The organism is Marinobacterium zhoushanense (assembly GCF_014641945.1).
GTDB lineage: Bacteria > Pseudomonadota > Gammaproteobacteria > Pseudomonadales > Balneatricaceae > Marinobacterium_D > Marinobacterium_D zhoushanense.
Genome location: NZ_BMIJ01000008.1, coordinates 183,578 through 196,744 on the forward strand (window position 1 = coordinate 183,578; position 13,167 = coordinate 196,744).

Below are 13,167 nucleotides of genomic sequence, written 5' to 3' on the forward strand. Positions count from 1 at the left end.
ATCTTTACCTGTTACTTGCGACTAATCTCTTCGAGCGCTGCCACTCTTCGATAATGCTTGAATAGTGAAGGAGATGCTCTTCCAGCATAAGCTCCTGTCGATGATTAGCCACGACCCATTGGTGAGCCCTCTTACCGACTTCCGCCAGCCGAGGATCTGAGAGTGCTGTGAGCAGCTGTTCGCCCAACCGTTGTTTATTCCCCTTCTCAACCAGCCAACCCCGATCTTGCTGGACAATTTCGGGTATGCCGCCTGTAGCGTAAGCAACGGCAGGCACTGCACAGGCCATTGCTTCCAGCAGTTGTAAGGGTTGATTCTCCGCTAGACTCGGAAACAGCAGCAGATTCGCCTGGTTATATTGCTCAGCCAACAGCCTTTGGTCACTGATAAGTCCGGTGAAATGTACTGGTAGCCCTTCAAAGGCGCACTTGAGTCGTTCATCCACATCGCCTACAACCAACAATCTGAAAGGTTTTCGCTTAACTACCCAACGAAGTGCATCGATTGCATCCTCAACACCCTTGTAAGGATTGGATAATGATGCCGCAGCCAAGATGATGGTTGGCAACCCGGTTACCGGTTTGACTCCTGGCCTAAAAACATTAGTGTCCACACCGTTTCGCAACACCCTCGGGGCGGTAAACACATGTCCACTATCCAGTGCCCACTGTTGCAGCCATTGGGACGGCGTCGCCAGAGCTAATGACGCCGTAGACAGAGCCTTCTGGTTAGCTTTTCGTTTTAAACGACTGTAGTCGAACCGACTATCTAATGGCCAACGGCCATGTTGTGGACAATCGCCACACCCTTGTCGGTAACGCTGGCACCCAAGTGGGTAGATACAGCCACCAGTAAATGCGGAGCAATCGTGCTGGGTCCATAATACCGGCATATCTCCAGCGAGCCTTCGGAGGCTCCATGCTGACATGGCGGAGGAAATATCGTGAACGTGAAGCAGATCGAAATTGGCCGGAAGGTTTTGCAAATACAGGTTGGGCCACTCAAAAGGGATAATATCTGGCGCAAACCAACGCTTGACCTTTCTGCTGTAACGATAAAACTGCCGCTGCCATCGCTCTCCATACAGGCGTCTCCTTCGGGCGTCATATCCGGATTTGCTCCAGGACACCCAATGGACCGTTTCATGCCCCAAAGCCTGCAAACCTTCAGCAAGATCTTGAGCGATACGGCTTGCACCACCTCCTGCCGCATCCGCCTTGGAGATGAAGGCGATTCTCAATGTTTTCTCCTGTGGATGGCGTAGATTGGAGGAGGTGGCAAGCCACGGCTATCGTAGTAGTCAAGAATACCCTGCTCGATTGGCTGCGCAAAAGCAGCAGATGCTACCAGAAATATACCGCACCCCTTCTCTACTGCCTGCCGCAGCGACACAATCTCCCGATCCATCAGACTAAGACCGTGCAAAGTCGCATTACTGTCGACCACCCAGTCTACATGGATCCCCCTATTTCCAGCCTCCTGCAACATCTCGTAACCCAGCTTGCCGCCACCATAAAGGGTGGCCCGAGTATGGCTGTCAGACTTGACCTGCTCTAGCAACGTCACGCAGAGAAGTCGGTGCTCAACATCATTGAATAGCGCTCGATACTGAGCACAAAGGAAATCTGGATACACTCTGCTGACCACTGCTTGCGGCCACCGAATGTTATGCGTCTTATACCCCCAAAGCTGCCGCGACTGCCGCATAAACTCCTCGGGCCCCCACTGCACAAGTCGGAGATGGTCTTCATCCGAGCAAATACGGCTGTACGATAAAGACCCCGCATTATCGTCAAACTGCAGATCACCCAACCGCTCTGCCTCCAAAGGCGTCGGCAGCTCAAGTAAGCGCTGGATCTGCTTGAGTACCGAGTACCGACTCTCCCGCCCTGTTAGCCTTTCGTTCTCCACTAACGGGAAAAGGTGAGCCAGGTGCCGCCAGGCCAACACAACCCCTTCGGCAAACGCTCCAAGCAGCGACTCCTGTTCAGAAGCCTTGAACACCTCACCTAAAAGAGGAGCTACGTTGCCTTCCGTATCTCGCCCATATCCCAAAGTGGTCTGATACCGCCCGGTCAACAGGACTTCGATAGGTTCTGGGCTCCGGTTAAACAGCCGCAAGACGGGTAACGACTCTGGAGTATTAGGCAGAAAAACGGCATAACGATGCCCGCGGCGACGGTGTTTTGATAGTTCCGGAATACCATAAAACAGATAATTGATGCTGATGCGATCAGCCAGGTCTCCAATGCTATCAGCCAGCCAAGCGAGGGAGTTCCCGCCCGGGCCAAGATCCATCAGAGCGACTGGACCATGCTCATGCCACAGGGTGTCGACGTACTCCCTGAGTAACTGTCTACTTGCCAGACTGCTGTTTCTTGCCGCCGCCTTGACCTCATCCGACTGTAAATACTGACGCCACTCTTCCCGGCTCAAAACCTCATTGAGTGTTAAACCCAGCTGAGCCCTCATCCCCTCGGGCACGTCCGGCAAGTTCAGCTCGGTGATCAGATCAGACAACGTAAAGTGTCGGCGTTCAGCGAACTGCTTCAATGCAGTTTCATCCAGTTCGCCCATTGCTGGCAGAAACGCAGCTCGACGGGACGTAAACAGGGGGCGAACGTCCATTTTGGCGTCGACCAGTTTGCAGGCGCTTCGCAGCAGAGGCGCCAGCAAACCGCCCTCGCGCATAATTGGACAGATCAGCCTGATACCGCGCGCCTGGGCATCCAATACAGTCCAAAGTGCAAAGACGGCGAGCCCAGGGCCCAGAACACTGGCGCCTAAATAACGGAAAAAAGCGGCCGATTCATTACGTTCGGGCGAAACAAAATGCCCCAGCCGACGAAGGGAGCGCAGAGGATCCTGCACATGATCCAATCCCAATAACATGTCGCCCTGATAGAGGGATGCCGGCAGATGAATATCTCCAACATAGCATACGGCCAGACCAGCCTTTTGACCCTGAAGATAGTCTGCAGTGAGATCATCCCCGATGTGCAAAATCCGATTGGCCGGTACCGGCTTCAACTCCAACAACCGCTTAAATAATGCACCCGAAGACTTGTTCGCATCCTGTTCACAGGAGAGCAATATATTCACCCCGTCAGGATCTAGTCCCGCTTTACGCAATAAGCGTTCAATGAACCATCGCGGAAAATAAGTATCGCTTGTCAGGTAAACCTGTATACCTTGTTTCAGTAAATAGCACAGAAGGTCACGGGTATATGGGTTAACGAACGAATGGCTATATTCAAGATCTAACTCCAGCGAGAGGATTTCTTCAGTTGGCAGCTCGCTTGGAGCCTGTTGCCAGATCTGGTCTAGGGTGACTTCCGAGCTTTCTCCTGTACTTTCTTTCCGAGCCTGCAACTCGATATCAACCCGTAATTGGGCAAACTCGGCCGGTGAAAGAGTTCCATCAACCAACCCACGCGCTGCCGCCAGCTGCCCCAACTCAATGAACAAACTCTTGGGTGTGGCCAGAGAGCGATGCAACAAAGTGTCGAAGATATCGAATGACACCAAGCTGTAGCACTGCCAATCGATATTCGACCAGTTCGGTACCTGTCTCCAGGACAGCTCGGTCTCCATTCTGTCTCCGTTATTGAAGTTGCGCCAATGCGTATGGAAATGCATTGTAGAACTTGCATATTCCGTGATTTGCCAGTGCGATAGAGATGCTGTCGAAGTAGCTGCTAGTGATCACGATCTGAGCTTCACGGTTATCCGAACGGATAAACTCTTCCAAACTCATTAAGTGCGCACCTTCTGCTGATCCTCCGCCATCAGTGGTAATAAATCCGGCAATATTGAGGCCGCGCCTCGCCAGCGCCTGACGAACAAGATCACCTGCCTTGCCGGCTCCATAGAGGTAGATCGGCTTAGCGGAGTCAAGCACCGAAAAATCGTCGTTAAGGCGCAGGGTATCCACCTGCCATCGCAAAGGTTCCGGCAAAGTTACCGGCTTCCAACGGCTCGCATCAGGGGGCAAAGCCTTGCCCGCGAACAGGTATTCAGTATTGGCTTCCCCAACCTTGGTTTTCAGTAAATTGTTCCCACGCCCCAGAACCAACGGCAACACTTCGTAGATGCGGGTGTACTCCATAGGCCAGCCACCGAGCCAGTCTCGAATATCGTGATACAGGGACATACCTCTATGCTTTTGATATTCATGAGCACGTTTTAACAGACGCCCAAAGCGCATCGGGTTATAACCGAGCATGAATCTCAAAATATACCAAAGCTCATACCCAAGACGTCGAAACGACCCGGCCGCGGTATAACGCTGCTTGATATCCAACCAAAACTCGGGTGTTTCAGCTGACCAGTCGGAATCATACAACGCGATGTAAAAAAGGCTATCGGCCCGTAGACAGCGCATTGCGTTTTCCAGTGCCTGCCACACCGATCCGGTGTGGTGAAGAACTCCCCAGGAGTAGACCAAATCGAATGTACCCAGAGAGCCCATGAACTCTGTATCCAGCACAGACCCCTGACATACGGTCCAATTATCGGGTGTGCCACGAAATTCCCTCAAGCTTTTCGTTGCCGCCACCGAATTCGGGTCGTAGTCAAAACTGAAAACCTCTGCCGCACCGGCATCGTAAGCAGCCAAACTGTGGATACCGCTGCCTGAGCCTATATCGAGAACTCTCATCCCTTTGAGGTCATCCTTGCCGAGGAATGCCAGCAGATCATGACGGGCCTTATCCATCCTCTCCTGGGAAAGTTTATCCTTCAGGTAACTTTGCCAGTTCTTGCCGAACTCAAAGCGCAGTTCGCCTTGCTCACTCATCTGGTTTCCTCTGAATTGAAACTTTCTTTTTTATCGGCGCTGATACATAAACCGTATAAAAAGGTGGTTCTATCCTGTTAAGGCTGCGCACGTAGACCAGTCACAGCTCGTTACATAAGGTTTCAAAACTCGACAGAGCATTTGATACCGCATCGTCCATGTCGAAATAGCGGTACTGTGCCAAACGCCCTACACACATGAGTCCCGGCATCTCTTCGACACGATTCATGTAGCGTTCGTACGCTAAACGAGCCTCTTCCGTGAAAACAGGGTAATAGGGCTCATCCCCCTTATCGGCTTCGAATGGTTTTGGGTACTCGTAAACAACAACAGTGTTTGACGACCGACTCCCATCGAACATCAAGTGCTTGAACTCCGTGATTCTCGTATAGGCATGCTCGTTGGGGTAGTTCACCGTCGTCACTGGTTGAAGATAGGGCTGAGCAATTGTTTTAAAGTCAAATCTAAGAGAACGGTAGGTCAGCGCACCAGCATCACACGCAAACAATTGGTCAATCATTCCGGTATAGATAACTTTTCCGTGAAACGGAATCGTATCGCCCTCATGCTTCAGAAAGAGACGCTGAGCTTCCCAATCTAAACTGAGCCTAGTTTCCATCGATATTCCGAGTTCTATGTCGATCAGTGGATGATCAAGCATACGCCTGACAACTTCGGTATATCCCTCGCTCGGAAGAGCCTGCCACGGATCGACAAAGTAACGGTCATCTCGACTAACCACGACCGGGACTCTCGCGGTTACCTCTGGCGATATCTCCTCTGGCGGCACCCCCCACTGTTTGCTTGTATAGTTAACGAAGGCTTTGTCATAGACGAACTCAGCCAACTCCCGCAACAATGGGGACTGTTCTTGCCGAAGATTGAGTATTGGTATTCGCGCTCCCTCGCCAAAACGATCAACCAGAGCTTCGATAATACGGATCGCCTTGGCCGGTTCGAAGCATCGTTCAATGCTGGTGAGATTAAACGGTATAGGGACAAGTTGCCCGTCAATGTGCGACAGTACACGATGCTCGTATTCAACCCACTGCGTAAATTGGGACAGATACTCCCACACAACGTTGTTGTCAGTATGGAAAAGATGCGGTCCGTATCGGTGAATTCGGATCCCGTTTTCATCGATTTCGTCATAACAGTTGCCGCCAATATGCGGCCTCTGATCAAGGACCAAAACTTTCCACCCTAATTGGGAGGCCATCCGCTCTGCCATAACGGCACCTGAGATACCGGCACCCACTACTATCGCCTGGTAACTCACTTACATCCTCCGAACAACGTTTCGTATACTCTTTCGGGATCGTTCCGGTTTTCCCATGCAAGCTGATGCCTATCGTCAAAAAACCAGCAACCAGCCTCCCCTGGTGGTCGAACCGAGTCTTCGACCAGCCTAGCGAACCGTTTAAAATCGAGTTCCCGAAGGAAGTAGAGTGCAGCAGAGTAGAGATGATGCGACTTACCTCGCGCAACAATCTCTTGATCAACATCGAATGCAAGTGCGTTATCACAGGCGCGGAGCATATCCTGAAGGGATTGCTCTCTGCGCGTTGCTGACGCGCGAGTCATGCCGCCGAAGCTCTGGCTATGCATGCGATAGCGCCCGAGCACTTGCGGTAAAAAATCAAGCGTTCCTGGATGCAAGAGCAGATTGAGTATGTGCCATGGATAATCGAGGATGATCTTGCAGCCCTCGTCGATAGCAGACAACATGCGCTCGTGACGACGGAACATGACCGAGCTTGCGTTGACGAAATTCCCGTAAAGAATCAGATCTTCAACATTTCCCGAGGGCTTAAGTGAACTGAAATTATAGTAGCCTTGAGTGTATAACTTGATTGTCTTTCCGCTTTCATGGTCAAACATATCAGCTTCGTGGTAGCACAGCTGACAACCCGGATGAGCATCGAGATGGTTACTCAGCGCTTGCAGCTTTCCCGGCAGAGCAAGGTCGTCACCATCGACATACGCTATATAGTCACCCCGCGCTTCCCGAAGTAGCCTCCGCTGCGTTTTGGCCAACCCCATATTGTGCGGATTTTGCAGTGCTTTCAAATGGGGGAATTTTCTCGCCAAGGCCTGCATAATCTGCCACGAGTCATCTGTCGAACCATCATCGACAGCGATCACCTCATAAGCAAAATCGGTTTCCTGTTCGAGTAAACTCAGAAGACAGGATTCGACGAAGTACTGCAGATTGTAAACTGGGACAATAACGCTAACTTTCATTATTTACGCAATACTCCTGCGTATATCACTCGGACCAACGCCTCAGCGAAGCTGCCGTCCCAGCTGTTGTAACAGATTTAGCCCATCCCAAATGGGATGAAATATGAGCGCTTGCCCAACCGACTCGATCCGATCCAGACCCAATACAGCTTGATGCGTGGCCCATTCCGTCAACTCTGAACGATCCCAGCCGAAGTAGCTTAGCGTTTGATGCCAAGGCTTTAGCTGAGCGGCCAGTTCAGACAGGTCGTTGATAGCCCACTCGTACACGACACCATGCGCTGGGTGCCCGAGCTCCTGCCTTTGACTCAGCTCTTCAACCGGCAAACGAACTAGGCAGCCGACTCTTTGCCAAGGATCATGGACACAACCATCAAGTGCCAGTTGCTGAAGTCCCGACAGACGTTCCAGAGCCGAAGCATCATCCAGTTGGTAGCGGCCGGTGGCGATGAAATCTTTAGCCACCTCTTCTACCGCGGGCCAAAAAACCTCCTGCGCAGCAGCAACACAACTTGCCGAGCCAAACCAAATCAACGTCCGAGGCGAAGCACATCCTTGCTGTGCGAATTCTAACGTGTCGCGTAAAAATAGTGCCGCAAGCTGTCCATCTTTATTATCAAGCACTTTCTTTGCATGAAGCAGACATAGCGAATGCTTGTGTCCCATTCCAAGGTCAATACAGTGTGAAGGCTTAGGAACGGTGGATAAACGTCGGATCGTGTTATCACTGCCCCAGAAGATCCTCATATCAGCGCTGCTCATCTGAGCAGTCCAATCGGGGTCATCATATTCGCAACGCACAAGCACTAGGCGTTGGAGCTCCTCGCTCCAGCACTGGGTCTCGGCAAGCGCATGCAGGATATCCAGCAGCCTTGCTTCATCCTCCCCCTGTCGGGATGAAAGCCTGACAACGACAACATTTCCCAGCCACAGCGCCAACAGCGCAACATAGATAAATAACGTATCCACATTGCCTGGAGCCACCTGCAAAACCTTACCCCTGGGGCGCATGCGGGTGCCATCAACCAGCAGCGCCATCTGTTTAAGATGTGCCGGTCTCAGCCAAAATCCGAGTGCCTTCAATGTTGCACTTGGCTCGGACATAAGCTTCTCCGACAGCTTCCCCAGCAGCCCTCGCACTTCACCTCGCCAGGCAGGGGCGGGGGAAATTGCTTCCAATCTGTCCATTGTCAACGAGCGTGGAAAGAGAACCTTCATCAGTATTCCTCTGCCTTGGAGGGTTCAACCGTATCGCTGCACCCCCTTACTTCGGCACGTGGTACCCGCCCGAGCACCTCGAAATACTTACCCATCCGGCCACAAGCACAGTCATCCTCCCCCAAAATCCGTCCACGGTCCTCGGTCAACAGGACATGCCCCGGATAGCTGCGAGGCAATACTGACAGGACTTCGATAATTCCTGTCTCGCCATTGGGTTTTAAATTGCCGGTTTGCGCATCACGTATCAAAAGGTCTGCGAACAGCGGTGTATGCAGATGCCCTCGCTCACATTCAACAAATACCGACCCGACCTGCTCAACCATACCGTAAAAGTTATGTACTCGGTCCACGCCAAACAGGTGTTGACTCCTAGCCTTGAACGTCGCGTTATCTACCGCTTGATCCTGCAACTTTTTCCAACCGCCACTGTGTACGAGAACACCATCATGCAGAGCTAGTGACCGCCCTTCTTCGTTCAACGCCTGTAATAGCTGCCAAACCATGAAAGTGAATCCGAAAAGCAGTATTGGCTGTCCCCGATGTGACTCCACAAATTCATCAATAGCTCCCCAATTCGGAGAAAGGTCGGCGTTCAAGGCATAGACCGGCCGCCGCCCGAATACCATCATCCCTTGTATGCCGGCACCACGAGCCGAGAAGCTGCTCCGCTCAGTGATGACTCCGGGGTGATCTATTATAAGCATCGGCAGTCGCTGGCGACCCAGCCAGGGTTGCATGATCTTGACCAAGGCCTTCGACTGCAGTGCGGCGGTTTCTCTATCCAGATAAATTCGGGAAACCTGCTGCGACGTGGTACCCGAGGATGTCAAAACCCTGAATACCTCGTCATCATCTATGCTTAGAAGCCTGTTTTGTTTGAATAGTCGCACTGAAAGGGGGTACAGGTCAGCCAAGGTCTGCGCATGCCTGCCCCCCTCTACACTATCCATTAAACGCCGGTAGTCAGTGCAGCGCTCCAGATGATTACGCGTAAGCTGATTGAGTTGCTCCAGTAGCCAAGGCCGCTTGCGTCCAGCACTCCAACCATATACCGGCTCATCGATAAAACTTACCGGACTCATAAACATTCCTGTACGGAAAGTTTATCGCAATGATCTGCTAACAACCTGTAATCGATTTTTCCCGAATCAGTCAGCGGCAAAGCCTCCAGGGAGATCACCCGAATAACGCCAGGATGGAAGCCGTACCTTTCCATCAACCGCTTCTTGATCTGCCCCTCAAGCTCCTCTTGCCCCACATAGGCTACTGTTAGGCTCTGATCCCGACCAACACATGCCACCGTGCCAAAGTCCATGCGCAGTGATTGCTCAACCTCGTCGAGATTGATCCTTAAGCCAAAGAGCTTAATGAAACGCCTCAACCGACCCACGATGTAATAAATACCCTTACCATTAACGCAGGCGAGATCTCCCGTATGCAGCCTTGAAACTTCTGCCCCCCTCTTCAAATCAGCGCGCGATCTGGCATAGCCCAGCATCACATTCGGGCCTTCATAAACAAGTTCACCTGCAGTATCGGGAACCGTCACCGTTTCACCCTGCTCATCGATCAAGCTGAGCTGCCCACCGGGGATTGCAACGCCTATTCCTTCCGGGTACTCCAAGATCAATTCCGCCGGCATATAACTGATTCGCGCCGTAGCTTCCGTCTGACCGTACATGGACAGAAATTTTTTGCCCTGCTGCCGACTCCAGGTAGCCCAATGCAACACCTTGTCCTTGGGCATTCTGCCACCTGCCTGAGTCAAGGTTCGCAGAGCCGGAAGATCCATGCGCTGAAAGCGAAGTCGTTCCATCATATCGTAGTGATAAGGCACGCCAGCCAAACTAGTTGCCCCCTGCTCCTTACAAAATTGCCAAAAACGGCGCTCCATCATCGAGTCACGCGTTAGTAGAAGCGTCGCTCCAACCAGCAAGTGAGAGTTCACCACCGAGAGACCATAGGAGTATGAAAGTGGCAAATGCGCTAAAGGCCTGTCCGCTGCTCCGAGAGTCAAATACTCAGCTATGGCGGCGGCGTTTGAATAGATATTTCCGCAACTTAAGCGCACATGTTTAGGGGAGCCAGTACTACCGGAAGTAGACAGTAAAACTGCCAGTTCCGAATACAGCGCCTGTGACTGTGTCGATAGTCTGTCAAGGACACCCAAGTTTCGGGGATCATACAGCCACTCAGGCTGGTAGATCTCTACTAGTGCCTGTAGCTGCTGAGCGGATATCGAAGCGGGCTGCAACATCACCGCCCGGCCCGTACGTAACGCGGCTATGTATGCTATGAGGGATTGCAGAGAGTTATCGGCCACCAACAGCAGAAGCTCTTTGTTGGCTGCAACCTGAGGAAAAAAGCTGTCAGCACACTCGGCCAGCTGGCTGTACGTCAGCGACTCGCCCTCTGACGTCAGCACGGCCAGACGCTCGGACCAACATTGCCACCGGTCAAACAGCGTCAAACCAGCATCCCCCCATCTACACCTAAAACCTGCCCCGTTACGTAACTGGATAGATCGCTGGCAAGAAACAGCGCGGCTTTCGCGACCTCATCCGGATCTCCGATGCGCTCCATTGCGATACTCCCCAGACGCTGCCGAAAAAGATCCCCGTCTATCGACGAGGCCATATCTGTCGCTATGAGCCCTGGAGCAAGAGCGTTAACGCGAATATGGCTTGACGCCAACTCTTTCGCCAATGAGCGCGTTATACCAATAACTGCAGCTTTGCTTGCGCTGTATACGGCAAGTCCCGCATTTCCGACCTGCCCCATGACCGAACTCAGGTTAATAATGCTGCCGCCGCCACCACGTTTCATCATGCGCACTGCATACTGGGTGCAGTACAAGTTACCGAAGGTATTGGTGGAAAAACACGCTTCAATCTGTGCCTGTGTGACCATTCCGATTAGAGCATCGCTCATGACTCCAGCATTGTTTACCAGAACATCCAGAGTCCTGGTCTGCTCGAACATGCTTCGATAACCATTTTTGACCTGCGCGGGATCGGATACATCGAACGCAAGCGGGTAACACTCCACGCCAAACTCTCGACTGAGCGTCCGAACCAATGCATCCACATCATCCGGAGAGCGGCCATTCAACCAGAGTCTCGCCCCCTCTGAGGCGAAACGCCTGGCCACAGCCAATCCAATCCCGCGTGTGGCTCCGGTAATCAGTATCGTTTTCCCTCGAAGCAAAGAACCAAAAGGCTGGGGGCTATCGAATGATATGCGCTGTTCAGCCTCTTGCTGCTGCTCTTTCATCCCGCCTCATATCCTCGCCAAGTGACTTATTCAGTAACGAATAAAGCGCGCAATCTTATCACGTGCTGCCAAATACGCTTCGTGCTCAAGCCGGAAACGGCTGACCCCTTTGATATCAGAGGAGCAACGTTGATAGCCCATAGTTTCGTTGAACCGCAGTGCAGCGTCGTTTCCATCCAGCACATTGGCATAAAGTCTGTTCATTCCAAATACTTCAAACGCCAGATCGTTGAGCGCGAATGCCATGCAAAACGGCACAATGTTATTGCGATACTTGTCGACATAAACATAAAGACCCGGCTCACAACTCCCGGCTTCAGGATCTATCGCAATGAGGGAGGCAGCACCTATAGGTTCCCCCTTGAAGTAGGCGAGCATATAGCATTGATCCTCTGCGCGCCGGATACGCTCGAACCACAGCTGCTGCATCTCCGAAGAGATGTACTCCTGGTTCAACATGAGACTGGAAATTTTAGGATCGTTACGCCACTGCCTCACCATCTCGATGTCATTTTTATCCAGCGACTCGAGGCGGATACCATAACGCTCAAACTTTATCGGGCGCACTACAACTCCTCTGACAGGTTATCGGCCGTTATCGCGACTGCTGAAGGTACTCGGCCACGCGCTCGGCTCCATGACCGTCAATGAGGCTACAGGCCTGCGTTGCACGCTTATACAGCTCATCCTCATCGTTCCACCAGTTGATTATCTCTGTCACTGCGCGCCTTAACCCCCCAGCATCCCGACCATCGTACCAATTGCACCAGCCACGGGCCTGATGGCAGCGCGCTGAGCGCAATTGGTTGTCAGACACGACCAAAAACACCGCTGGCACACCCATGAAGGCCAATTCGTGCAGCGTGGAACCAGCTGCAGTCAGCGCCAATCGACTCTGCGCCAATACATTACTAAGGTCTGGGAGATCATGTAAGTGGGTATAGCCGTATCGACGACAGAGCGAAGATACGTCAAGGTGTTGCTTCATAGCCGGCCCAGTGACGACACAAACATCTCTCCTGAAGCCAAGCTCATTCAATATTTTCAATGCTGAAAGCGTCAATCCTGCCGCATCTGTGGCCCCAAAATTGACAAACAAATATCGGCGCTGTGCCATACCAGATACCGAAACTCGGTAGTAAGCCTGCGGCAACAAGACATACTTAGGCCCCAGAAGAAGATCACAAGGTGAATCAAACGCGTTGCCACTGACCGAGTAAGACAGCTCTTCGGCATAGATCGTACTGTTAAGCACGGCATCTGCGTACAGAGGACCGGAATCATTCAAATCATCGATGAGCAGTAAACGTACTCCACTCGAAAGCGACAACACTTGTCGATAGCTAGAATCGAAATGATAGCCATCAAGGATCAGCCAATCGGCAGATTCGCGGCGGACCAACTCCCCGGTGAGACGGGCATCCAGCTCGGTTGCCCGCGATGCGCTGAGTTCAAACAAGGCAATCGGCCGTTGTTCAACGCGTTTTAAAAGTGCAGGGATCGACTCTGCGTAGACAAAGGACACTTGATGCCCCTTCGCCAGCAGAGTATCGGCCAGCGCAAGGCAGCGCAGCCAGTGTCCGCCCCCCATCTTGATGCTGGCATCCACACGAAAAACGAACTTCATGATC

General features: G+C 52.2%; 11 protein-coding genes. All 11 read right to left on the minus strand.

The genetic code is table 11. The features are described from left to right. Positions 1-4 precede the first annotated feature (4 nt). Positions 5-1,240: a glycosyltransferase gene (locus IEX40_RS18815; protein ID WP_188751121.1), complete on the minus strand. Its 1,236-nt coding sequence runs from the start codon at positions 1,238-1,240 to the stop codon at positions 5-7. Continuing rightward, positions 1,237-3,594, minus strand: a complete 2,358-nt coding sequence (locus IEX40_RS18820) for an HAD family hydrolase (RefSeq protein ID WP_188751123.1) — start codon at positions 3,592-3,594, stop codon at positions 1,237-1,239. Before IEX40_RS18820 ends, IEX40_RS18815 begins: the two co-directional genes overlap by 4 nt. Positions 3,595-3,604: 10 nt before the next feature. Continuing rightward, positions 3,605-4,798, minus strand: coding sequence for a class I SAM-dependent methyltransferase (locus IEX40_RS18825; protein WP_188751125.1), 1,194 nt, complete (start codon positions 4,796-4,798; stop codon positions 3,605-3,607). A gap of 100 nt (positions 4,799-4,898) precedes the next feature. Continuing rightward, entirely contained in the window at positions 4,899-6,077 is a 1,179-nt protein-coding gene (gene glf, locus IEX40_RS18830) for a UDP-galactopyranose mutase (RefSeq protein ID WP_188751126.1), read from the minus strand. Further along, positions 6,074-7,042, minus strand: a complete 969-nt coding sequence (locus IEX40_RS18835) for a glycosyltransferase family 2 protein (RefSeq protein ID WP_188751128.1) — start codon at positions 7,040-7,042, stop codon at positions 6,074-6,076. The genes glf and IEX40_RS18835 overlap by 4 nt, the downstream gene beginning before the upstream one ends. A gap of 42 nt (positions 7,043-7,084) precedes the next feature. Continuing rightward, positions 7,085-8,260: an acyl-CoA reductase gene (locus IEX40_RS18840; RefSeq protein WP_188751130.1), complete on the minus strand. Its 1,176-nt coding sequence runs from the start codon at positions 8,258-8,260 to the stop codon at positions 7,085-7,087. Further along, positions 8,260-9,345 (minus strand): LuxE/PaaK family acyltransferase, encoded by a 1,086-nt coding sequence (locus tag IEX40_RS18845; protein WP_188751131.1) that lies wholly within the window; start codon positions 9,343-9,345, stop codon positions 8,260-8,262. Before IEX40_RS18845 ends, IEX40_RS18840 begins: the two co-directional genes overlap by 1 nt. Beyond that, a complete protein-coding gene (locus IEX40_RS18850; protein ID WP_188751133.1) occupies positions 9,342-10,733 on the minus strand; it encodes an AMP-binding protein in 1,392 nt (463 codons plus the stop codon). Before IEX40_RS18850 ends, IEX40_RS18845 begins: the two co-directional genes overlap by 4 nt. Next, complete coding sequence (locus IEX40_RS18855) at positions 10,730-11,536, minus strand: SDR family NAD(P)-dependent oxidoreductase (RefSeq protein ID WP_188751135.1); 807 nt, start codon at positions 11,534-11,536, stop codon at positions 10,730-10,732. The genes IEX40_RS18850 and IEX40_RS18855 overlap by 4 nt, the downstream gene beginning before the upstream one ends. Positions 11,537-11,566: 30 nt before the next feature. After that, a complete protein-coding gene (locus IEX40_RS18860) occupies positions 11,567-12,103 on the minus strand; it encodes a GNAT family N-acetyltransferase (protein WP_188751136.1) in 537 nt (178 codons plus the stop codon). A 28-nt stretch (positions 12,104-12,131) separates the two neighbouring features. Beyond that, positions 12,132-13,163, minus strand: a complete 1,032-nt coding sequence (gene pseG, locus IEX40_RS18865; protein ID WP_188751139.1) for a UDP-2,4-diacetamido-2,4,6-trideoxy-beta-L-altropyranose hydrolase — start codon at positions 13,161-13,163, stop codon at positions 12,132-12,134. Positions 13,164-13,167 lie beyond the last annotated feature (4 nt).

Excerpts from the sequence above, each read along its gene's own strand:
- IEX40_RS18845 (WP_188751131.1), bottom strand. The coding sequence starts at position 9,345 with ATGAGTCCGGTAAGTTTTATCGATGAGCCGGTATATGGTTGGAGTGCT.
- IEX40_RS18820 (WP_188751123.1), bottom strand. The coding sequence starts at position 3,594 with ATGGAGACCGAGCTGTCCTGGAGACAGGTACCGAACTGGTCGAATATC.
- IEX40_RS18835 (WP_188751128.1), bottom strand. The coding sequence starts at position 7,042 with ATGAAAGTTAGCGTTATTGTCCCAGTTTACAATCTGCAGTACTTCGTC.
- IEX40_RS18855 (WP_188751135.1), bottom strand. The coding sequence starts at position 11,536 with ATGAAAGAGCAGCAGCAAGAGGCTGAACAGCGCATATCATTCGATAGC.
- IEX40_RS18840 (WP_188751130.1), bottom strand. The coding sequence starts at position 8,260 with ATGAAGGTTCTCTTTCCACGCTCGTTGACAATGGACAGATTGGAAGCA.
- pseG (WP_188751139.1), bottom strand. The coding sequence starts at position 13,163 with ATGAAGTTCGTTTTTCGTGTGGATGCCAGCATCAAGATGGGGGGCGGA.
- IEX40_RS18825 (WP_188751125.1), bottom strand. The coding sequence starts at position 4,798 with ATGAGTGAGCAAGGCGAACTGCGCTTTGAGTTCGGCAAGAACTGGCAA.